This is a genomic window from Chryseobacterium oranimense (assembly GCF_900129755.1).
GTDB lineage: Bacteria > Bacteroidota > Bacteroidia > Flavobacteriales > Weeksellaceae > Chryseobacterium > Chryseobacterium oranimense.
On record NZ_FQWT01000004.1, the window covers coordinates 370,990 to 391,899 of the forward strand.

The 20,910-nt window shown below is 38.3% G+C and carries 22 protein-coding genes and 1 tRNA gene; 16 read left to right on the forward strand and 7 right to left on the reverse strand.

The genetic code is table 11. The annotated features are described in order from the left end of the window. Window positions 1-150: 150 nt before the first annotated feature. Entirely contained in the window at window positions 151-1,455 is a 1,305-nt protein-coding gene (gene argH / locus BUB03_RS14665) for an argininosuccinate lyase (protein WP_073064458.1), read from the forward strand. A gap of 223 nt (window positions 1,456-1,678) precedes the next feature. On the opposite strand, the gene BUB03_RS14670 is transcribed toward argH, so the two are convergent. Further along, window positions 1,679-2,140: an Lrp/AsnC family transcriptional regulator gene (locus BUB03_RS14670; protein WP_040996232.1), complete on the reverse strand. Its 462-nt coding sequence runs from the start codon at window positions 2,138-2,140 to the stop codon at window positions 1,679-1,681. 243 nt (window positions 2,141-2,383) lie between these two features. Between BUB03_RS14670 and BUB03_RS14675 the strand changes: the two genes are divergently transcribed. The 4 genes from BUB03_RS14675 to carB all read left to right on the forward strand — a co-directional run bounded on the left by BUB03_RS14675 (window position 2,384) and on the right by carB (window position 8,144). Then, window positions 2,384-3,274 (forward strand): aspartate carbamoyltransferase catalytic subunit, encoded by an 891-nt coding sequence (locus BUB03_RS14675; protein ID WP_073064460.1) that lies wholly within the window; start codon window positions 2,384-2,386, stop codon window positions 3,272-3,274. Between the two features lie 148 nt (window positions 3,275-3,422). Continuing rightward, window positions 3,423-4,496 carry a carbamoyl phosphate synthase small subunit gene (locus BUB03_RS14680; protein ID WP_073064463.1) on the forward strand — a complete coding sequence of 358 codons (1,074 nt, stop codon included), beginning with the start codon at window positions 3,423-3,425 and terminating at the stop codon, window positions 4,494-4,496. A gap of 57 nt (window positions 4,497-4,553) precedes the next feature. After that, window positions 4,554-4,904 carry a four helix bundle protein gene (locus BUB03_RS14685; RefSeq protein WP_073064466.1) on the forward strand — a complete coding sequence of 117 codons (351 nt, stop codon included), beginning with the start codon at window positions 4,554-4,556 and terminating at the stop codon, window positions 4,902-4,904. Between the two features lie 57 nt (window positions 4,905-4,961). Continuing rightward, entirely contained in the window at window positions 4,962-8,144 is a 3,183-nt protein-coding gene (gene carB, locus BUB03_RS14690; RefSeq protein ID WP_073064469.1) for a carbamoyl-phosphate synthase large subunit, read from the forward strand. Window positions 8,145-8,200: 56 nt separating this feature from the next. Here the strand turns inward: carB and BUB03_RS14695 are convergent, their stop codons facing one another. From BUB03_RS14695 to BUB03_RS14705, 3 genes are read right to left on the reverse strand one after another with little or no spacing between them, the layout of a single operon-like run. Next, window positions 8,201-8,710: a DinB family protein gene (locus BUB03_RS14695; RefSeq protein ID WP_073064472.1), complete on the reverse strand. Its 510-nt coding sequence runs from the start codon at window positions 8,708-8,710 to the stop codon at window positions 8,201-8,203. Then, window positions 8,704-9,303, reverse strand: a complete 600-nt coding sequence (locus BUB03_RS14700) for a DJ-1/PfpI family protein (RefSeq protein ID WP_073064474.1) — start codon at window positions 9,301-9,303, stop codon at window positions 8,704-8,706. Before BUB03_RS14700 ends, BUB03_RS14695 begins: the two co-directional genes overlap by 7 nt. A gap of 2 nt (window positions 9,304-9,305) precedes the next feature. After that, the gene (locus tag BUB03_RS14705; RefSeq protein WP_073064477.1) at window positions 9,306-10,157 is read right to left on the reverse strand and encodes a hypothetical protein; all 852 of its coding nucleotides are present in this window, start codon (window positions 10,155-10,157) and stop codon (window positions 9,306-9,308) included. A gap of 139 nt (window positions 10,158-10,296) precedes the next feature. Here BUB03_RS14705 and BUB03_RS14710 point away from each other — a divergent pair, with 139 nt between their 5' ends. The 5 genes from BUB03_RS14710 to BUB03_RS14730 are packed head-to-tail and all read left to right on the forward strand — an operon-like array spanning window position 10,297 to window position 13,641. Then, entirely contained in the window at window positions 10,297-11,070 is a 774-nt protein-coding gene (locus BUB03_RS14710; protein ID WP_073064605.1) for an isocitrate lyase/PEP mutase family protein, read from the forward strand. A gap of 2 nt (window positions 11,071-11,072) precedes the next feature. Next, a complete protein-coding gene (locus tag BUB03_RS22235) occupies window positions 11,073-12,116 on the forward strand; it encodes a bifunctional transcriptional activator/DNA repair enzyme AdaA (protein ID WP_073064480.1) in 1,044 nt (347 codons plus the stop codon). A 29-nt stretch (window positions 12,117-12,145) separates the two neighbouring features. Beyond that, the gene (locus BUB03_RS14720) at window positions 12,146-12,751 is read left to right on the forward strand and encodes a DUF2911 domain-containing protein (protein WP_040996449.1); all 606 of its coding nucleotides are present in this window, start codon (window positions 12,146-12,148) and stop codon (window positions 12,749-12,751) included. 3 nt (window positions 12,752-12,754) lie between these two features. After that, window positions 12,755-13,282: a GNAT family N-acetyltransferase gene (locus BUB03_RS14725; RefSeq protein ID WP_073064483.1), complete on the forward strand. Its 528-nt coding sequence runs from the start codon at window positions 12,755-12,757 to the stop codon at window positions 13,280-13,282. Beyond that, complete coding sequence (locus BUB03_RS14730) at window positions 13,279-13,641, forward strand: cupin domain-containing protein (protein ID WP_073064501.1); 363 nt, start codon at window positions 13,279-13,281, stop codon at window positions 13,639-13,641. The genes BUB03_RS14725 and BUB03_RS14730 overlap by 4 nt, the downstream gene beginning before the upstream one ends. An 82-nt stretch (window positions 13,642-13,723) precedes the next feature. Here BUB03_RS14730 and BUB03_RS14735 read toward each other — a convergent pair whose 3' ends face one another. The 3 genes from BUB03_RS14735 to BUB03_RS14745 all read right to left on the reverse strand — a co-directional run bounded on the left by BUB03_RS14735 (window position 13,724) and on the right by BUB03_RS14745 (window position 15,821). Continuing rightward, window positions 13,724-14,467: a dienelactone hydrolase family protein gene (locus BUB03_RS14735; protein ID WP_073064504.1), complete on the reverse strand. Its 744-nt coding sequence runs from the start codon at window positions 14,465-14,467 to the stop codon at window positions 13,724-13,726. Between the two features lie 97 nt (window positions 14,468-14,564). Beyond that, window positions 14,565-15,176 (reverse strand): HAD family hydrolase, encoded by a 612-nt coding sequence (locus BUB03_RS14740; RefSeq protein ID WP_073064507.1) that lies wholly within the window; start codon window positions 15,174-15,176, stop codon window positions 14,565-14,567. Window positions 15,177-15,389: 213 nt separating this feature from the next. Continuing rightward, on the reverse strand, window positions 15,390-15,821 hold the full coding sequence (locus tag BUB03_RS14745; protein ID WP_040996253.1) for a type I restriction enzyme HsdR N-terminal domain-containing protein: 432 nt from the start codon (window positions 15,819-15,821) through the stop codon (window positions 15,390-15,392). A 7-nt stretch (window positions 15,822-15,828) separates the two neighbouring features. Between BUB03_RS14745 and holA the strand changes: the two genes are divergently transcribed. The 6 genes from holA (at window position 15,829) to BUB03_RS14775 (ending at window position 20,845) form a co-directional block, all read left to right on the forward strand. Next, a complete protein-coding gene (gene holA, locus BUB03_RS14750; RefSeq protein ID WP_040996256.1) occupies window positions 15,829-16,866 on the forward strand; it encodes a DNA polymerase III subunit delta in 1,038 nt (345 codons plus the stop codon). Window positions 16,867-17,142: 276 nt separating this feature from the next. Continuing rightward, on the forward strand, window positions 17,143-18,084 hold the full coding sequence (trxB, locus tag BUB03_RS14755) for a thioredoxin-disulfide reductase (RefSeq protein WP_040996257.1): 942 nt from the start codon (window positions 17,143-17,145) through the stop codon (window positions 18,082-18,084). 416 nt (window positions 18,085-18,500) lie between these two features. Then, complete coding sequence (locus BUB03_RS14760; protein ID WP_073064509.1) at window positions 18,501-18,713, forward strand: glyceraldehyde-3-phosphate dehydrogenase; 213 nt, start codon at window positions 18,501-18,503, stop codon at window positions 18,711-18,713. Between the two features lie 141 nt (window positions 18,714-18,854). Next, a tRNA-Ser gene (locus BUB03_RS14765) sits at window positions 18,855-18,939 on the forward strand. Window positions 18,940-19,143: 204 nt separating this feature from the next. Next, window positions 19,144-19,971 (forward strand): helix-turn-helix domain-containing protein, encoded by an 828-nt coding sequence (locus BUB03_RS14770; RefSeq protein WP_083538939.1) that lies wholly within the window; start codon window positions 19,144-19,146, stop codon window positions 19,969-19,971. Between the two features lie 142 nt (window positions 19,972-20,113). Continuing rightward, complete coding sequence (locus BUB03_RS14775; RefSeq protein ID WP_073064512.1) at window positions 20,114-20,845, forward strand: pirin family protein; 732 nt, start codon at window positions 20,114-20,116, stop codon at window positions 20,843-20,845. The last annotated feature ends 65 nt before the right edge of the window (window positions 20,846-20,910 follow it).

The window sequence follows — 20,910 nt, forward strand, 5'->3', positions numbered from 1 at the left end:
AGCAGATAATGAAGTTTGAATATTTTTAATAAAGATTTATGCAAAAAATTAAATTAAAAATGAAAGACTTTAATGTGGAGATGTTTTTTTATAGTTAATAATAAGGACTGCTGGGCTGGTTGAAACGAATCAATATTTAAAGAAAAGAATATGAAAAAAATATGGCAGAAGGATGACCTGGCCACCAATATATTAGTCAACAAATTTACAGTCGGGAAAGACCTTGACTTCGATGAACGTTTGGCAAAATACGATGTTAAAGGCTCCATGGCCCATTGTAAAATGCTGGCAGAAACGGGGATTATCTCCGTTGGAGAATCAGAACAGATGCTTTCCGTTTTGGCAGACATTTTAAATGACATAGACAGCGGAAACTTTGTGATCGACAAAGAAGCAGAAGATATCCATTCCCAGGTGGAAGCTATTTTAATTGAAAAATTAGGAGATACCGGGAAGAAAATTCATACCGCAAGATCCCGTAATGATCAGGTTTTACTGGATATTAAGCTTTATTTATTAGATGAAATTCGAGAAATTACAGCTTTAACTGATGAATTTTTCCAAATCCTGATTAAACTGGCAGATCAGCATAAAAACAAATTGCTTCCGGGTTACACTCATTTTCAGATAGCCATGCCGTCTTCCTTTGGATTGTGGCTTGGAGCCTATGCTGAAGCATTGCTGGATGATGTGGAACTGCTGTTTTCGGTGAAGAATATCATCAATAAAAACCCGCTTGGTTCAGCAGCAGGATACGGTTCTTCCTTTCCGATAGACCGTGAAAGCACGACCTATAACCTGGGCTTTCAGTCGATGAACTATAACTCTGTGTATGCCCAGATGACCCGCGGAAAATCTGAAAAAATGCTGTCCATGGCTATGGCCACTTTAGCAGGAACCCTTGGGAAATTCTCGTATGATGTCTGTTTATATTTAAGTCAGAACTTCGATTTTATAAGCTTTCCAAAGGAATTTACCACGGGAAGCAGCATCATGCCGCACAAAAAGAACCCGGATATTTTCGAGCTGGTACGCGCACGATGTAACAGAATCCAGGCTCTGCCGAATGAATTGATCCTATTGACAAATAATTTGCCTTCGGGTTATCACAGAGATGTACAGCTTACGAAGGAAATTCTTTTTCCGGCAATTGATTCATTGAAAGAATGTCTGGAGATTTTAAATTACACTCTTCCGAATATCCAGGTAAAAGACGGAATTCTGGAAGACGAAAAATATAAATACCTGTTCAGCGTAGAGAAAATCAATGAAGAAGTGAAAAAAGGAAGCTCATTCCGTGATGCTTACGTAAAAGTAGGGCAGGAGATTGAAAACAATGAATTTGAATTTGAGACCGGTAATCTTAATCACACCCATCAGGGGAGCATAGGAAACCTTTGTCTTGATAAAATAGAATATCAGTTTAATAAACTGAAAAACAAACTATTGGGTTGATAATTTTTAATCACTGGATTGATTAAAAATTTATCAGATGCTTCGGCCTCACTCCGTATGACAATATTGCAATGATGTTTAGTATTAGAAATGTCGTGCTGAGCGAAGTCGAAGCATCTTTTAATAAGGCTATGATTGGGAAAGGTAGCTTATCAAAATTCGCTTGCGAATCCTTAACTATCCTTAATCACTTAAAGAAATCTTAATGGTTTAATTAAGCTAATTATTCCAGATCAATTTTAAACTTAGTAGATTTCTTCACCTCGTGAAGGACAATAGAACTGTGATACTGGCCAATATTAGGTATGTTTGAGATCACATTCACCGCAAAGTCATTATAAGAGTTAATATCCTTTGCAATGATCTTCAGCATATAGTCATATTCTCCCGAAAGACTGATGATTTCCTGCACTTCATCATATTTCATAATGTTTTTCTCAAAGGTTTCCAGTACTTTCTGGGATTGTTCCTTAAGACGGACGTTACAATAGACGACAATATTCAGACCCAGTTTTTCACGGTTTAAAAGGCCAACATATTTCTCAATAATGCCCTGTTTCTCCAGCTGTTTGATACGTTCATAAGTAGGAGTAAACGTAAGACCTATCTTTTCTGAAATTTCTTTCACCGATAAAGTAGAGTCTTCCTGAATAATACTGAGAATCATTTTGTCCTTTAAATCCATAGAATAGGTTTGAGTTTTAACAAAAATATCAATTATAAATGAAAATAAGGAAAGAATAAGAGGTTTTTAATTTATTTAAAACTTTGGTTTTGTAGGTTCACGAAATTTTTGTATCTTTGCACCTAATGAATAAAAGAGTGTTTATATCATTAGATTTACCGGGCGAAAGCGCCCTTTACGATATTTATTATTATTAAGCGAAGATGTTGTCTTCGCTTTTTTTATGCTCAAAAATTAAGAATTATGTTTACGATTACAGAACTTAGCACCGAGAGAATCAACAGTATACTGACCGAAGCAATGGCTTTTGCCAACGGTAAAACTGCAAAAATTGAAGGAGAAGTTTTCTGCTCAAATCTTTTCTTTGAAGACAGTACAAGAACAAAGACAAGTTTTGATATTGCAGAAAGAAAACTGGGGCTGCAGGTAGTGCCGTTTGATGCTTCACACAGCTCTGTAAACAAAGGAGAAAGTCTTTATGACACCGTGAAAACCATTGAAAGCCTTGGGGTAAATCTGGTGGTGATCAGAGATAAAAAAGACAGGTATTTCGAAGAACTGAATAATATCAGTATTCCGGTGATCAACGGAGGAGACGGAACCGGAAACCATCCTTCCCAGTGTATGCTGGATCTGTTGACAATCTATCAGGAATTCGGGAAATTTGAAGGACTGAAAATAGGAATCGTAGGCGACGTAAAGCACAGCCGTGTTGCCAATTCCAATGCAGAAGCATTAAGAAGATTAGGAGCTAAAGTATATTTCTCCGGACCGGAAGACTGGTTTGATGAAGGAGCCCTAATTAACGGAACTTACTTACCGGTTGATCAGTTAATAACCGAAGTAGATGTTTTAATGCTGCTGAGAATCCAGCACGAAAGACATGATTCAAAAATGAGCTACTCCGCTTCCGAATACCATAAAAAATACGGTCTAACGAAAGAAAGAGAAAAAGCAATGAAAAGCGGAGCCATTATCATGCATCCTGCTCCTATCAACAGGGGAGTGGAGATTGATACTGACCTTGTAGAATGTGAACGTTCAAGAGTATTCAAACAAATGCAGAATGGTGTTTTCGCGAGAATGGCAATTCTGAAAAAAACTTTGGAAAAAGAAGGCTATACCTTCAAATAATAATAAGGTTCGGGATTCCGGTTTTGAGTTCCGGATCTTGAGCTGACAAAAAATTCCCCTCCTCTGGAGGGGTGGCAAAAATTCAAAGAATTTTTGACGGGGTGGTTAAAAATAAAATAAAAAGTAAAAGAAAATCTAAATAAATAAAATGAAGAAAAAATTAATACTGGAGTCCGGTGAAGTGTTTCATGGAGAAGGTTTCGGAGCAGAATTGGAAACTGCCGGAGAAGTAGTTTTCAATACCGGAATGACAGGGTATCAGGAATTGATCTCTGACCCGTCATACTGCGGTCAGATTGTTTGCATGACCTATCCGCTTATCGGAAATTATGGTATTAACCGTGATGATTATGAAAGCATTGAGCCGGCTATTAAAGGACTTATCGTAAAAGAACTTTGCGATCTTCCATCTAATTTCCGTACCCAGATGACTTTAGATGAATTATTTAAAAAGAAAAACCTTTCAGGGATTTCAGGAATCGATACCAGAAGACTAACCAGAATTCTGCGTAATTACGGAGTGGTAAAAGGAAAGATCGTAAATGCGGATGCTGACGAAAATGCAGTAACAGCAGAACTGAAATCTACAAATTTCCCTACCAACCAGGTAGAAACAGTTTCTACAAAGACTCCTTACGCCAACCCGGGAAGAGGTTTTAAAGTAGTATTAGTGGATTTCGGATCCAAATTGGGAATTATCAGAGAATTATCTCAAAGAAACTGCGATATCACAGTAGTTTCCCAGGATGTAACCGCGGAAGAAATCTTACTGATGGATCCTGATGGAGTTATGTTGTCAAACGGTCCTGGTGACCCTGAAGACAATCAGCATGCTCTTGAAATGATCCGTGGAATCTTAGGCAAAGTTCCGATTTTCGGAATCTGCTTAGGACATCAATTGATCGGACTGGCTTGCGGAGCAAAAACATTCAAGTTAAAATTCGGTCACAGAGGTGGAAATCACCCGGTATTGGATCTGGAGAAAAACAAAGTGGCCATCACTTCCCAAAATCACGGTTACGCAGTAGATCAGGAAAGTTTGAAAGGAACAGATTTAATTGAAACACACATCGCATTGAATGACAGAACAAACGAAGGTCTGAAACACAAAATTCATCCTTGTTTCTCCGTTCAATATCACCCGGAAGCAAGCCCGGGCCCTGAAGATGCGAATTACTTATTTGATGAGTTCATTGATTTGATGGAAGGATTTAAGAAATAGAACCAGGTATCAAGATACAAGAACCAGGACGCGAAGATTAAGATTAAAAGATTACAGATGCACAATTTTGAGAAATTACTTTTCTGGAAGAAATCTATTATACTGGCAAAAAATGTTTACATTATTTGTCAGGAGATTAGTGACGATGAAAAGTATGGCTTAATCTCTCAAATTAAAAGATCTGCAGTTTCTATTCCCTCGAATATTGCAGAAGGTTCTGGTAGAAATGGAAATAAAGAATTCAATCATTTTCTGGCAGTTTCCCTGGGATCAGCATTTGAATTGCAGACACAGCTGATTCTCGTTAGAGAACTAAATCTTTTACCTGAAGAAAAAATAATGACTTTACTAAATGAGGTTTCTGAAATTCAGAGAATGATTTATTCATTTAAAAATAATTTAAAATAAAAAGTCCGGAATCTTGGCTCTTGGCTCTAGAATCTTGACTCTACAATAAAAAGAAAAATGGCAAAACGTACAGATATAAAAACAATTTTAGTAATCGGTTCAGGACCCATCATCATCGGTCAGGCAGCTGAATTCGATTACGCAGGAACACAGGCTTGCCTGTCTTTGAGAGAAGAAGGTTACAAAGTGATTTTGATCAACTCAAACCCGGCAACCATTATGACGGATGTGGAAATCGCAGATAAATTATACATCGAGCCGATTTCACTTCAGTTTGTAAGCCACATCATCAGAAAAGAACGTCCGGATGCGCTTTTACCGACCCTTGGAGGTCAGACAGGTCTGAATATGGCGGTAGAACTGGAAAAATCGGGTATCCTTGAAGAATGCAAAGTAGAAGTATTGGGAACCAAGCTTTCTGCGATCAACAGAGCGGAAGACAGAGACCTTTTCCGTGAGCTGATGAGAGAGCTGAACGAGCCCGTTCCGGAATCCGATATTGTGAATACGGTAGAAGGAGCACTTCGTTTCGCGGATGAGATTGGTTATCCGGTAATTGTTCGTCCTGCCTTTACGATGGGAGGAACAGGGGGAGGTATTGCCTCTACCGAAGCGGAACTGAAGGAAATTGCAGAGTTAGGATTGAAATATAGCCCTGTTACACAGTGTCTTATCGAGAAATCCATTGCAGGATTCAAAGAAATTGAATATGAAGTAATGCGTGATGCAAACGACAACGCGATTGTGGTTTGTAACATGGAAAATATAGACCCGGTGGGAGTTCACACAGGGGATTCAATTGTAGTGGCGCCTTCTCAGACACTTTCAGATAGAGAGTATCAGTTGCTGAGAAATGCTTCGCTAAAAATCATCAGAGCTTTGGGAATTGAAGGAGGTTGTAACGTGCAGTTAGCACTGGACCCACATTCTTTCAACTACTACATCATCGAGGTGAACCCTAGAGTTTCCCGCTCATCAGCTTTAGCATCAAAAGCAACAGGTTACCCGATTGCAAAAATCGCGGCAAAAATTGCTGTAGGCTTAACACTTGATGAAATCATGAATCCGGTGACAGGGAAGACATATGCGTGTTTTGAACCTGCCCTTGACTATGTGGTAACAAAATTCCCGAGATTCCCATTCGATAAATTCGAAACGGCAGACAGAAGATTATCTACCCAGATGAAAGCGACAGGAGAAGTAATGGCCATCGGAAGAAACTTTGAAGAATCTTTACAGAAAGCTATCCGTTCTCTTGAAACGGGAATCAGGCATTTAGGGTTAAAAACAAAACAGGCTGAAGCCCTTACTGCCGAAGAAATCGAAAGAAGAATCAGAGTTTGTGATGATGAAAGACTCTTTATCATTGGAGATGCTTTAAGAAGAGGTTACGACTGGGAGCAGATCGTAGAATGGAGCAAAATTGATAAATTCTTCATCTGGAAACTGAAAAAGCTGGTAGATTTCGAAAAAGTAATCGCTGCCCATAAATTTGATAAAGAAACTTTAATACAGGCTAAAAAATTAGGCTTCGCAGATATGAATATCGCTCACCTTTGGGAAGTTTCTCAGCGTGAAGTGTTCAATTTCAGAAAAGAAAACGGAGTAATGCCGGTGTATAAAATGGTAGACACCTGTGCCGCTGAATTTGAAAGTGAAACCCCATATTTCTACGGAACTTACGAAGAAGAAAACGAAAGCGTTGTTTCCAATAAAGAAAAAATCATCGTTTTAGGTTCAGGGCCTATCAGAATCGGGCAGGGAGTGGAATTTGACTATGCCACGGTTCACTCAGTTTGGGCGATCAAAGAGATGGGATACGAGGCGATCATCATCAACAACAACCCGGAAACAGTTTCTACAGACTTCTCAATCTCAGATAAATTATACTTCGAACCACTTACGGAAGAAGATGTAATGAACATTATCGAGCTTGAAAAACCAAAAGGAGTAGTTGTTCAGTTCGGAGGGCAAACGGCAATCAATCTTGCGGATAAGTTGGCTTCTCACGGTGTACAGATCCTTGGAACTTCACTGGAAGATCTTGACAGAGCTGAAAACAGAGATAAATTCGAAAAAGCACTTCAGGAAATGGGAATTCCTCAGCCTTTAGGAAAAACTTCCACTTCAAAAGAAGAAGCAATAAAAATTGCCAACGAGATCGGTTATCCTGTTCTGGTACGTCCAAGCTACGTACTGGGAGGACGCGCGATGGAAATCGTATACGGTGAAGCTGAACTTGCTTACTATATGGAAAATGCAGTAGAGGCAAGCCCTAAACACCCTGTTCTGGTCGACAAATACATGGTCGGAAAAGAAATAGAGATCGATGCAATCTGCGATGGTGAAACCGTAGTGATTCCGGGAATCATGGAGCATATCGAAAGAGCAGGAGTACACTCAGGAGATTCTATCGCGGTATATCCTACACAGAATGTTTCACAGAAAGAGATCGACACTCTTGTAGACTATACACAAAGACTTGCCAAAGGACTGAATGTAATAGGATTAATGAATATCCAGTACGTTCTTTTCGAAGGAAATGTCTATGTGATTGAAGTAAACCCACGTTCATCGAGAACAGTTCCTTTCCTGTCTAAAATTACTGAAGTTCCAATGGCTAACCTGGCAACGAAGGCAATTTTAGGTCAGAAACTGAAAGATTTAGGCTACAAAAACGGCTTGGTTCCGAATAAAGAAGGAGTTTTTGTAAAAGTTCCTGTATTCTCTTTCTCAAAACTGACAAAAGTAGATATCTCCTTAGGCCCTGAAATGAAATCTACAGGAGAAGTAATGGGGAAAGATACAACATTGGAAAAAGCCCTTTACAAAGGACTGATCGCAGCCGGAAGAAAAGTTCCTATGCACGGTTCTATTTTGTTCACAGTTGCAGATAAGCACAAGCAGGAAGCAGCAGACCTGGCAGCAAGATTCCACGAAGTTGGTTTCAGAATCTGGGCTACAGAAGGAACAGCCAAATTCTTTGAAGAAAAAGGAATTCCTTGTAAAATAGGGTACAAAATCGGGGAAGATGATGTGAATCTTATCGATCTGATCCAGAAAGGTAAAGTACAGTATGTGGTGAATACCATGACAAAAGGAAAACAGGTGGAAAGAGACGGATTCCAGATCAGAAGAATGAGTGTGGAGAACGGTGTTCCTTGTTTAACGTCTATGGACACGGTGGAAGCCATCCTGAAAGTAATTGAAAGCATGAGCTTCAAAATGGAGACCATGTAATTCCGTAACCGGATAATATATTAAAACCCTGCAAGTTTTCTTGCAGGGTTTTTTATTCATGAACTTTTAATTTTGTTTTCTATTTCTTTCTTCTGCTGAATATGGTGCCTGATATGCATTTCTGCAAACTGATACCATTCCATAGGGGACAGGTAACTGAATCCGGGATGCTCTGCTTTTCCGGAAATATTTTCGTTATTGATCCTTTTCCACAGCACACGGCTTCTTTCTAAAAGCAATATCAGATCTTTTTTAGTAGCATTGATGAAAATAGAATCATTCACAGGAATGTAAGAATTACCCTTTATTTTTATATCAGGAAAACTATTTTGAAGCAGCATTTTTTTCGCCTTATCTTCCATGCTCTTATCAAGGTTCAAAACATTCCCAAAACATGACTCCAACTGATCAAAATACCAGTTGGTATCAATGATAATGTGGGCATATAACTGGGCCAGAGACCAGCTGTTAGGGTTGTCTTGCCTTCTGAATCCATTTTCATCATAATTCTCAAGGCCTTCAATGAAGACATTCAAAGTATTTTCAAATGTGGTATCCGTTACCATTCAGATCCATTTGAGATAAGGTTGTATTCCATATAATCTGCTGTTTCTTTTACGGTATGGCTGCCATAAAGAAGTGATACTATATGAAAAGACAGGTCTATTCCTGCACTAATACCTCCGGAAGTAAAAATTTTGCCTTCCTGAACAAATCTTTTTTCTTTTTGTGGTAAGCCCGAGGGTACAATTTCTGCCATATGTTCATAGACACCCTGATGGGTGCAGTACTTTTTGTTGTCCAGCAGGCCCAAAGCCCCAAGGATCCGGGACCCGGAGCAAATGCTAACTGTATACAGTGTGTTTTGGTGAATTTGCTCAACCCAGTTTAACGTCTCTTTATCCACCATTGCCTGCCTGGTCCCTACACCACCCGAAATAATAAGGATATCAACAGGCGGGCAATCCTGAAAATTATATTTCGGATTAACGGAAAGCCCATTAACAGCAGAAATTGCTTTACTATCCCTTGCAACAGTAAACACGTTAAAAAGTTCAAAATTCTTTAATTCTGAAGCTACAGAAAACACTTCGAACGGGCCTGCAAAATCAAGTACTTCAGCATTATCGAAAAGGAGAATGGCGACATTTTTTTTCATAATTAATTAATCTTATAATAAGGTTCAGAAAAATATTTACTCGGTTTGATGTAAGCTGTTTTTCTATCCGCATCAAAGATCCAGTTGAACCTTCTCAGCATATCCGCTCCGAAATAATTGACCGTCTGGGTTTTCAGGTCACCGGCAAAAAATCCTGCCGAAACATCTTTCAAAACGGCATTGCCTAATTTGAAGTTAGGAAGGACTCCCTGTTTGGTTACTACACTTTTTCCGCTTGAATTTTTCAGAGTTTTTTCACCAGTGATCTTTAGCTTTTTGTCCAGACCTTTTGCATCAGCAAATTCATTGCTGTACAGAAGTCCGCCAGCGTATCCGGATTGGAGCAGAAAATAAGCTTCTTCCTGTTGATCACCGATCACATTATCTCCGGCAATGAAAAACTGTTCATGATCATAAAGCAGCGTAATAGGCTGGTAGCCTTCCAGATCAGGTTGTTTATCATAAATTACAAACCGGTTGTTGTCATAATCGATCTTAAAAGCTTTCCCTGAGAACATGGCCGTTCCTATTTTTCCATCCGCTTCATGTCCTGTCAGTTCATGATCAAAAAACTGTACATTATTCAGGGTGAATTTTCCAATCTGTACTGTATTATTTTCACTGATCCCGTCTTTATTGAAAACAATATGATCTGTTTTGCGCTGTCTGTCAGGAGAAATAGAGGCATCTTTCATGGCAATCTGAAACATCAGATCAAGAGAATCTTTCTTATTGACCAATGTTTTTACAATGATATTGTTATATTTTGTAATTCGGAAAGGAATATTCTGCTGTGCATAGACGCTGGAAAAACCAACAGTGATGATAAAAAAAAGACTTATTTTTTTAAACATTATAAAGTGATTAGTGATTAAAATAAGAGATTTAAAATTACCCTTTATTTTTGTGTTGCAAAAGGTATAAAAAAAATACTTGTCCATTTTTCGGTTGCAGGGTAAGCAGTACGTTATTAATTTTATCAAAAAGAAAGAAATGACGGATATTCAGATTTTTAAACAATTGCATCATCAGGATGAGCCTTTATTATTGGGAAATGTATGGAATGTACAAAGCGCTAAGATATATCAGAAATTAGGATATAAAGCATTAGCTACTTCCAGTTCAGCATTAGCACATAGTTTGGGGTATGAAGACGGAGAAGAGATGAGTTTCGGAGAATATTTCTATATGGTGGAAAGAATATTGAAATCTGTAGATATTCCTTTGTCTGTAGACCTGGAAGGAGGATATGGGAAAACAGCTGATGAAATAGTTTCGAATATTTTAAAACTGGCAGCAATTGGGGTTGCCGGGATTAATATTGAAGACAGCGTTGTTATTAATGGAACCAGAAAGCTGTTATCCCAGGAAGAACTTCACAAAAAATTAAAGCCAATTTTTTCAGAGCTCAAAAAGAATGCTGTGGAAATTTTCATCAATTTAAGAACAGACCCGTTTTTATTAGGAATTGAAAACCCTGTTGATGAAACAGTACAGAGGATTAAGATTTTTGAAGAATTAGGGGTAGACGGTATTTTTGTTCCCTGCATTATCTCAGAAGATGATATTAAAGCCATTGTGAATGCTTCTGAGATTCCTGTAAATGTAATGTGTATGCCCGGGCTTCCTGATTTTGAAGCTTTAAAAAAGTTAGGGGTCAAAAGAATTTCTTCAGGTAATTTTTTAAATGAGTATATTTATAATCAATTGGAAGATACGGGTCGCAGGATCCTTTCAGAACAAAGTTTTTTATCCATTTTTGTTTAGTGATGATACTTACAGAAGAAAGAATGTACCAGGCCTCTTTGGATAAGGATTCTACCTTTGAAGGAACATATTGGATGGCTGTAAAAACGACAGGGATATTTTGCCGGCCAACCTGTACTGCCCGCAAGCCTAAAAGAGAAAATGTAGAATTTTTCCTCGATACCAATGAAGCCATAAAAAATGGGTACAGGCCTTGTAAAGTATGCAAGCCTCTTGAGAAACTCAATGAAACCCCATCGTATATCAGGGAACTGCTCAATGAACTGATGAACGATGAATCTTTGAAGATCAGAGATGCAGACCTGCTTCAAAGGAATATTGAACCGGTAACAGTTCGGCGGTGGTTCCTGAAAAATCACGGAATTACTTTTCACGCATTCCAGAGAAAACTAAGGATGAATAAAGCTTTTAAAAAAATAAAAAACGGAGAAAGTATCATGGGAGCCGCAATAGAATCCGGATACGAAAGCCTGAGCGGCTTTACTGAACGTTTCAAAAACATTGTAGGAGTTTCACCCGGAAATACAAAAGTACAGAGGATCATTGATCTTAAAAGGATCGAAACCCCACTGGGAACTATGTTCGCCTGTGCGGTAGATGAAGGAATCTGCCTCCTTGAATTTACAGACCGGAAAAATATGGATAAGCAATTCTCTTCATTATCCAAAGCTTTACAGGCAGAGATTGTTCAGGGAGAGAATAAACATTTTCCGCAACTGGAAACAGAACTGCAGGAATATTTCGAAGGCAAAAGACAAACCTTTGAAGTTCCCCTTTACATCACCGGAACCCAATTTCAGGAAAAGGTCTGGCAGCTTCTTCGTGAAATTCCGATAGGAGAGACCAGAACGTACAAACAGCAGTCCGAATTTCTGGGAAATCCCAAAGCAATACGTGCGGTAGGAACTGCAAACGGGATCAATAAAATTGCCATTCTGATCCCCTGTCACCGCGTTATCGGATCAAACGGAGAGCTGGTGGGGTATGCGGGGGGAATCTGGAGAAAGCAAAAATTATTGGAATTAGAGAAGGCTATTTTATTTTGATTTTTGTAATTTTAGGCAAAAATTTACACGTGAAAAAGTTACTATTTGCACTTTGCCTATCAGCTTCGGCTTTAAGTTTTGCCCAGGATTACTCAGTACCTGCAGTAAGTCCACGCCAGAAGGTGGAACAACAGTTTTCTATGTCTAAAATTACCATCGATTATGGAAGACCGGGAGTAAAGGGGCGTAAGATTTTCGGGGAATTAGTACCTTACGGACAGGTTTGGAGAGCAGGAGCCAATTCATCTACCAAAATCACATTCGGGCAGTCCGTTAATTTCGGAGGGAAAATTGTTCAGGCAGGAACATACGGGCTTTTCATCGTTCCTACAGAAAAAGAATGGAAAGTAATATTAAATAAAGATTTCCAGCAGTGGGGCGCTTATACCTATGATCCTAAACAGGATGTGGTAGATGTAACTGTACCGGTAAACAAGCTGGCTGACAAACAGGAATGGTTTGAAATTACCCTGAACCCAACTGATGAAAATTCAGGAAACCTGGTGATCAAGTGGGATATGGCTCAGGCGGAAGTTGCTTTGAAACCTGCTGCTCCGGATGCTGTCATCAAAATTTCAGATAAACTGAAAGAAATTAAGAAAATAGAGTCTGACGCTGCAAAAACCAAAAGCTAAGCAATGAAATTTTCAATTCAAACTGTTCTAGAAAATCAGGACTACAAATTAATCCCCTTACAGCAAGGGGATTTTGAATCTTTATATGAAGTGGCATCTGATCCCAGAGTTTGGGAGCAGCACCCGAATCCGGACCGTTATAAAAAAGAAGTTTTTGAATCTTTTTTCAGAGGCGCTATGGAAAGTGAAGGAGCCTTTAAAATTATTGAAAAATCATCCGGTGACGTTTTGGGAAGCACTCGTTTTTACAATTATGATGAAGCCGACAACCATATTTTCATAGGATATACTTTCTACGGAACAAAATCATGGGGAAAAGGTATTAACCCTCAGGTAAAAAAAATAATGCTTGATTATATCTTTCAGTTTGTAGATAAGGTACATTTTCATGTAGGAAAAGAAAATCTCCGTTCCCAGATTGCCATGGAAAGAATCGGCGGCAAAAAGATCGCGGAAGAAGAAGTATCATATTATGCAGAACCTTCAAGAACCAATTTCGTCTATGAAATTAAAAAGGAAGATCGATCATGAAAAAATATAAAATCCAGAAATCACCGTTTGTAGTGCCTACTACAGACGGTAAACTTATAGAAGAGCATTGGGGAAATTCTACCGGAAATTCAAATGTTTCCATTGCCCACATGGTAGCACCGCCGGATTGGAGTGAACCGCATCAGACTCCGGATTTTGATGAGTTTACCCTGATCATTTCTGGAAAAAAGCAATTTGAAATAGACGGAGAAGTCATTATCCTCGAAAAAGGGCAGAGTATTTTAATAGAAAAGGGAGCCAGAGTACGCTACAGTAATCCGTTTTCAGAATCGTGCGAGTACATCGCTATTTGTCTTCCGGCATTTTCTATGGATTTAGTCAATAGGGAAGAAGCTTAATAATGTAACAATACAACAGTGTAACAATTTATTAATTTCCGGTTAAAGTACTGTTACACTGTTATATTGCTACAATAAAAAATTATTTCAAAATTTCTTTCAGAAACATCAGTGTATGATTCCATGCCCTCTTCGCCATTACTTCATTATAATCAGGCGATTTCGGATCTGTGAAAGTGTGCTTTGAATGGGCATAGGTAATGATCTGCCAATCCGCATTCCCCTCGTTCATTTCTTTGATGAGGTTATTGTAATCTTCCGGAGTGACACCCTGGTCATCCGCCGGATTTTCAACTAATATTTTAGTAGAAATAGGTCCGTTTTTTCTCGTCTGATCTTTTCCGATGCTTCCATGAATGGAAACCACTCCCACAACAGGAAGACTTCCTCTTGCAGATTCCAAAGCTCCTGTTCCCCCGAAACAATATCCGATCACGGCAATTTTATCAGAAACCGCTCCGTTTTTCTTCAACTGTTCTAAGGCCAGGGAAATACGTTTCTGGTACGCATCATAATTCTGTTTGTAATATCCTGCAGTTTTGCCCGCAGAAGCATTGTCGGCAGGGATATTTCCTTCACCGTAAATATCGGCAATAAAGGCAATATATCCTTGCTTTTCAAGTTCAGCTGCGGCAGTTTTAGCTTCGTCATCTATCCCTTTCCATGCCGGAAGGATCAGAACTCCCGGAAGCTTTTTTCCTGCGTTGGAGGTTACCAGGCCATTCAGTTTTTGTGAACCGTCCTGATAGGAAACGCTCTTAAGTTTCTGGCTGAAAACAGTTCCCGTGCTCATCAGGAATGCTGCTAGTAAAAAGGTACGTATCATATTTTGTAATTTTTTGGATTTAAATAAAATTTCCAACTAAATTACTGAAAAATAACTTGTATTGACGCATAAAAGTATGCTTTGGGGCAGAAGTTATTCAGACTTTAATTCCCATGCCGGCCAGTTCCTGTTCCAGATCTGTATCAGGGTTAATTTTAATGGTCTTGAAACCCAAAGACGCTGCCATTTCAATATTTTTAGGATTATCATCAATAAAAAGAGATTCCGATGCCTGAATGTTGTATCTTTCCAACAGTACATGCCAGATCTTTGGGTCCGGCTTTATAAGTTTCTCCGTTCCTGAAACCACAATTTTGCCATCGAAAATCTGGAAGAAATCATAATTTTCCAGCGCATATGGAAAAGTCTCCTCAGACCAGTTTGTAAGTCCGAATAAATGATAATCGGTAGTTGCCAGACGTCTTAGGATATCTACATTCTGCGGGATATCACTTTTCAGCATAACTGTCCAGTTATCGTAATAGGCTCTGAGCTCCTTTTCCCATTCCGGAAATTTTTTAACCTGAAGCTCGGTGCCCTCTGCCAGGCTTCTTCCTCGGTCCTGTTCTTCATTCCATTCGGATTGGGCGATATGCTGTAGAAAATATTCCATTTTTTCATCATCATTGAAATAGTCTTTGAAAAAATATCTCGGATTCCAATCCACTAATACCCCGCCAAAATCGAAGATGATATTTTTAATTTCCATATGTATTTGTAATTTTTTTTAAATGTATTATTTTCTTTCTTATTGACCCAAAAAAGGAATAAAAGTTTTCAATTTCTTAAAGCATGATAACAAAGAAGTTTTCAGTTCAAAAAAATCTGCGTAATCTGCTAAATCTGCGAGAGATAAAAAAGCCTCTCGCAGATTTAGCAGATTACGCAGATCTCTTATAATGATTTTTTATAGTAATGAAAGTTACTCAGGTTTATAAAACTGATATTGCCCGTTTTCGTAGTAGGCATTGATATGCTGCAGCCCATTGGTAAGGATAATTTCTTTGGCTCCGATGATGGAGTTGTACCTGGCAGTCTGTTCAAAGGTTTTTTCAGTCAGTTTGATCTGTGGGGCTTTACACTCTATCAGGATAATGGGTTCCGTTTTCTCGGTTACCAGCAGATCAATTCTTTTGGTAAGCCCGTTCAGAAGGATCTTTTTTTCGGTAATGAGCGCAGAAGGGGAATAGGCTTTTACGGTAAGATAATAGTGTACCCAGTGCTGCCTCACCCATTCTTCAGGAGTAAGGAGAAGGTAAGTTTTGCGGACCAAGTCATAAATAAAAAACTTATCTTTGTCTTTCTTGAATTTAAAATCAAAAGTTTCCTGAAAGTTCAGTTTTGGAAGTTCCATTTATAAGATGAAAGAATTAGATTTAATCCTCAAAAATATTAAAAATAAAGAAGTTTTACCTATTTATTTTTTTCACGGAGAAGAACCTTACTTTATTGATGCTGCTGTAAAAGCACTTGAGCACGATTTTCTGGAAGAAGATGAAAAAGCTTTCAACCAGACGGTAGTGTATGGTAAAGATACTTCCTATCAGGAGATTCTTTCCCTGGCAAGGCAGTTCCCGATGATGGGCGATAAGCAGGTGATTATTGTAAAGGAAGCCCAGGATCTGAAATTTAATGAAGAGGAAAACCGTATTCTGGAAACCTATGTAGATAATCCTGTTCCTTCTACGGTGCTGGTTTTTGCCCACAAACATAAAAAACTGGACAGCCGTAAAAAAGCTACCAAGGCACTGGATAAGGCAAAGGCCCTTTTCTTAAGCGAATCTGTAAGGGACAGCAACCTTCCCAAGTGGATCGCGGATGAGTGTGCACAGCTGAAGATCAAAACAGCCCCTAATATTTCCCATCTGCTTGCAGAATACCTTGGGAACGATCTTTCAAGAATTGCCAACGAGCTGAATAAATTAAAGATCATCCTTAAAGAAGGCGAAATTCTGGATGGAACAATTGTAGAAAATCACATCGGCATCAGTAAGGAATATAATGTTTTTGAACTTCAGAAGGCTTTGGGAACCAAAAATGCGGATGCAGCATTCAGGATTGCGCATTTCATGGGTAAAAATCCTAAGAATAATCCTTTTGTGATGATGCTTGCCAATTTGTACAGCTATTTTTCCAATGTGATCATCTACCAAACGATGGCCGGACAGCCACCACAGGTGATTGCATCACAGATGGGAGTGAATCCTTATTTCATTAAAGATTATGCAGAAAGTGCAAGGCTGTATCCACTGAAACACGCCACCAGAGTCATTTCTATTTTAAGGGAATTTGATATGAAAGGGAAGGGGCTTGGTGCTGTAAATATGGGAGAAGCTGAACTGATCAAAGAGCTGGTTTATAAAATCATCAACGTAGATAAGATTAAGATGAAGGTATAATGAGTTTGAGAGTGGGAGAGTTTAAGTGTAGGAGGGTTTGAGAATGTAGAATGAAAAATAAAAAATGAAAAAATTCTATTGCAGCCACGTACCCATCATTTAGCCCGTAACAAATACCCCGTATCCCGTACCCAGAAACACCCATCAGGAACTCATAACCTACAATTGACAATTCGCATATCTGATATTGACAAGTATCATCAAAAATACTTTAATAAAACAGTAAAAATTACGAAATTAGCGGACTGAATTAAAATTCTTTGAACAAGTAAATTTATGGAGCAAAATATTTTAGATTGTGTGATCGTCGGATCCGGGCCTTCTGGCTTTACAGCAGCAATTTATGCGGCAAGAGCAGATTTAAAACCCGAACTGTATACAGGTTTGGAACCGGGAGGACAATTGACAACAACTACGGAGGTAGATAACTTTCCAGGGTATCCGGCAGGAATTACAGGGCCTGAAATGATGATGGATCTGCAGAAGCAGGCAGAAAGGTTCGATACCAAAGTTCATTACGAAATGATCACCAAAGCAGAATTCTCCAAAGAAAACGGCGGTGTTCACAAACTATACGCAGGAAACAAAGAGATCCTTGCCAAAACAGTAATTATCTCTACAGGTGCTACAGCAAAATACCTTGGCCTTGAAGATGAAAAGAAATATGCAGGAGGCGGTGTTTCGGCTTGTGCTACGTGTGACGGATTTTTCTACAGAGGAAAAGACGTTGTGGTAGTAGGAGCAGGGGATACGGCAGCTGAAGAGGCTACTTATCTTGCAAAACTGACCAGAAAGGTAACGATGCTGGTAAGAAAAGATGTGTTCAGAGCTTCCAAAGCAATGATCCACAGGGTAGAAAATACCCCGAACATTGAAGTGAAATTCAACCATGAACTGATCGGTATTGAAGGAGAAAACAGTCTTGTAGAAAGAGCTGTGATCATCAACAACCAGACTCAGGAAACATCTACAGTTGATGTTGAAGGGATTTTCATTGCTATCGGACACAAACCGAACACAGATATTTTCGTAGGCCAGATCGATCTTGATGAGAACGGATACATTCTTACGGAAAAAGGTTCTACAAGAACCAATCTTCCGGGGGTATTCGCCGCAGGAGACGTTCAGGACCATATCTACAGACAGGCTATTACAGCAGCAGGAAGCGGTTGTATGGCGGCTATGGATGCAGAGAAATACCTTGCTGAGTTACATTAATATCAGTTTAATTTATAATACAGAGCGTACCCATGGGTACGCTTTTTTTATCTAGGAACCAGTGATTTATGTTTTTTTACATTCTTTTGTCCTGAAACAAAAAGAATCATAAGTTCAAGACCTGGAAAATTCCGCTAAAAATAAATCCTGTCTCTAAAAATTCTAAACTTGCGCGGATCCATTCTTTCTTCTTCGTTTCAATTTTTGCTCCCGCACTTCGGGCAATAGAATTTTCTTAACGTTCACAGGATTCATTTTCTTAATGCCCATTTTCCTTGGTTATCGGAAAAAAAGCTTAAAATATAGACTAAAAAACCACGAATAATAACCTCATGTGAGTATGTAAAATGTATTTTACAGTATTTTTAATCCAGCTAAAAGCAAAATTCCTAAATTTACGCTCAATCAAAAATAACATGGAAACAAAAGTTATAAAAATCACACACATTACCGGAACCTATACTATAGAAGTTGCGGAAGGAAAGCTCAACGAAATGAAAACCCAGCTGGACAAATGCCTTAACGATGAACAGGGGGCTATTGTGGTAAAGTGTGAAGGCGGAGACCAGTTCGTATATCCGGCAGATCTTTTAAAAAACAGTTTCATTGCCATAGTAGATCGGGAATAGGCATGGAGTCAGGAAAAAATAATTCCCCTGATTTTAAGTCTATTATTAAGCTTTGTTAAAATTTATCCCGTAAAAGTTTTGCAGAAAAATAAAATCCTTCTATATTTGCACCACTGAAAACGACGGTACAGCCGTTATTCAGGAGAGTTGGCAGAGTGGTCGATTGCGGCAGTCTTGAAAACTGTTGACTGTAACAGGTCCGGGGGTTCGAATCCCTCACTCTCCGCAAAAAAATGACACTATTGATAAACAATAGTGTCATTTTTTATAAGGCATCTTTTATGAAAGCCAGATCCTGGTCAGGAATTGGATAAGATCACAAAGTAAATAATCAATTTTAGTGTCTTTTCTTGAAAGCGATTACAAAATATAATTATTTTTGTAATGATAAGAGCATTTCATATACCTGAAAATTGCTGATAATTTTAGGATGAAGATACAAGATATTAGATCGTTCAATCAATATGTTAAGGCTGATCCGCCAAAGCATGAATGGATAGACATTGGTTCTTATCCGGAGACCTTCATATTGGCTACACCACCTGTTTATCCTAACTTTTACCGCATCTCAATTAAATTTGGCCTGGAAGGAGAAGGAAATAAAAGTCTTATGTTTTTTTCGAGTCCCAATCAGCCCATTGAATGGAAAACCGGTACACCATTTGAAGGATATTATATTCAAATTACGGAGGATATTATTTCTAATCATCAGCATTTAGAGTATTCTTTTCTCGCATATGGGCTTCATGAGCCGCTTTACCTGGAAAAAGAAGAGGAGGTCGTTATAATCCGGCTGTTTAAAGATGCATTAATGGAATATAAAAGAGAGAATTTTTCAATGAATTTGCTGCTGGCCTACTGCAATCTCATGTTTGCCCATATTTCAAAATTTTATGAAAGGCAATTTGGGGAAAGAAAAGAGAAGTATAACAGATTGGTTAATGATTTCTTCGAACTTTTAAATACATATTACAACAGCAATAATGAAAATATTGCTCAACCTACTGTAAGCTATTTTGCCAAAAGACTAAACATAACTCCAAATTATTTGAGTGACCTGATAAGATTTCATACAGGTAAGCCTGTTTTAGAGCATATCCATCTAAAAATAATTGAGGTATCTAAAAATCTTTTGAAAAATAATCAATATACTGTTTCCGAGGTTGCCTATAAATTGGGTTTTGAGTATCCAAACTATTTCTCACGCCTGTTTAAGAAGGTAACCGGAAACTCACCTTCCTATTTCCGAAATAAGTGATTTGTATCTGAGTAACCCTTATTTGTCTTCACAGCTGTCATAATTTTTAAGTGAAATTTGTAATGTTAATTCATTATAAAATCTTTATGCATAAAAATGTTTTTACAGCTGAATTAACTTTATTTATAAAGAAAGTAAAGGAATGATACAAAAAATAGGAAGAGAATATTTTGCAGGAAACGGGGTAATCCAAACCTTGTATCCGGGTTTAGCATTGAGCAATGGAGATACCGGAATAGGGAGTATTGGCAGAATAGACCATGCAATGTCCAATCGCAATGGAACTATACCCATGCATCCGCATATTAATGATGAAATATTGTCTTATTTCAGAAGCGGTAAGATACTGCACAAAGACAGCGAGGGAAATGAGGTAATGATTGGTAAAGATAGAATGATGCTAATGCAGGCAGGCAAACTATTTTATCATGAAGAAACAGGCAAAAGTGAGGATGAAATTTTTGAAGGGCTTCAGATTTTCATCAGACCTGCAGTAAAAGATTTAACACCAAAAGTAACATTTTGGGATTTGGACCAACTGCACAGTGAAAACAAATGGCGTTTGGTTGCATCCCACAATGATAATAATCAATTCCAATTCAGCAGCGAGACCTGGATTTATGATATAAAACTAACCAAAGGCTCAAGTATTGGACTGCCTTCGCTTCCAAAGATGGGACTAACTTGTTTGCTCTATGTATTCAAAGGAGAAATTGAAATAAATGATATGAACTTACAGAAAAAAGAAGCTGTCATTATAAAAGATGAAGACATAGAAATCAGTACCAATGAAGGTGCTGAATTAGTATTATTTGTGACTAATGAAGAGGCAACCATTTATAAAGATGGAATGTTCAGTGGCAATAAATATTAAACTTAAAAATCAAGCAAGTAGAAAATAATCCGTAATCATTTTAAAAATTCTGAAATAAGTAATTT

Coding starts and splice junctions, on each gene's coding strand:
- argH (WP_073064458.1), top strand. CDS start 151: ATGAAAAAAATATGGCAGAAGGATGACCTGGCCACCAATATATTAGTC.
- BUB03_RS14670 (WP_040996232.1), bottom strand. CDS start 2,140: ATGGATTTAAAGGACAAAATGATTCTCAGTATTATTCAGGAAGACTCT.
- BUB03_RS14675 (WP_073064460.1), top strand. CDS start 2,384: ATGTTTACGATTACAGAACTTAGCACCGAGAGAATCAACAGTATACTG.
- BUB03_RS14680 (WP_073064463.1), top strand. CDS start 3,423: ATGAAGAAAAAATTAATACTGGAGTCCGGTGAAGTGTTTCATGGAGAA.
- BUB03_RS14685 (WP_073064466.1), top strand. CDS start 4,554: ATGCACAATTTTGAGAAATTACTTTTCTGGAAGAAATCTATTATACTG.
- carB (WP_073064469.1), top strand. CDS start 4,962: ATGGCAAAACGTACAGATATAAAAACAATTTTAGTAATCGGTTCAGGA.
- BUB03_RS14695 (WP_073064472.1), bottom strand. CDS start 8,710: ATGGTAACGGATACCACATTTGAAAATACTTTGAATGTCTTCATTGAA.
- BUB03_RS14700 (WP_073064474.1), bottom strand. CDS start 9,303: ATGAAAAAAAATGTCGCCATTCTCCTTTTCGATAATGCTGAAGTACTT.
- BUB03_RS14705 (WP_073064477.1), bottom strand. CDS start 10,157: ATGTTTAAAAAAATAAGTCTTTTTTTTATCATCACTGTTGGTTTTTCC.
- BUB03_RS14710 (WP_073064605.1), top strand. CDS start 10,297: ATGACGGATATTCAGATTTTTAAACAATTGCATCATCAGGATGAGCCT.
- BUB03_RS22235 (WP_073064480.1), top strand. CDS start 11,073: ATGATACTTACAGAAGAAAGAATGTACCAGGCCTCTTTGGATAAGGAT.
- BUB03_RS14725 (WP_073064483.1), top strand. CDS start 12,755: ATGAAATTTTCAATTCAAACTGTTCTAGAAAATCAGGACTACAAATTA.
- BUB03_RS14730 (WP_073064501.1), top strand. CDS start 13,279: ATGAAAAAATATAAAATCCAGAAATCACCGTTTGTAGTGCCTACTACA.
- BUB03_RS14735 (WP_073064504.1), bottom strand. CDS start 14,467: ATGATACGTACCTTTTTACTAGCAGCATTCCTGATGAGCACGGGAACT.
- BUB03_RS14740 (WP_073064507.1), bottom strand. CDS start 15,176: ATGGAAATTAAAAATATCATCTTCGATTTTGGCGGGGTATTAGTGGAT.
- BUB03_RS14745 (WP_040996253.1), bottom strand. CDS start 15,821: ATGGAACTTCCAAAACTGAACTTTCAGGAAACTTTTGATTTTAAATTC.
- holA (WP_040996256.1), top strand. CDS start 15,829: ATGAAAGAATTAGATTTAATCCTCAAAAATATTAAAAATAAAGAAGTT.
- trxB (WP_040996257.1), top strand. CDS start 17,143: ATGGAGCAAAATATTTTAGATTGTGTGATCGTCGGATCCGGGCCTTCT.
- BUB03_RS14760 (WP_073064509.1), top strand. CDS start 18,501: ATGGAAACAAAAGTTATAAAAATCACACACATTACCGGAACCTATACT.
- BUB03_RS14770 (WP_083538939.1), top strand. CDS start 19,144: ATGAAGATACAAGATATTAGATCGTTCAATCAATATGTTAAGGCTGAT.
- BUB03_RS14775 (WP_073064512.1), top strand. CDS start 20,114: ATGATACAAAAAATAGGAAGAGAATATTTTGCAGGAAACGGGGTAATC.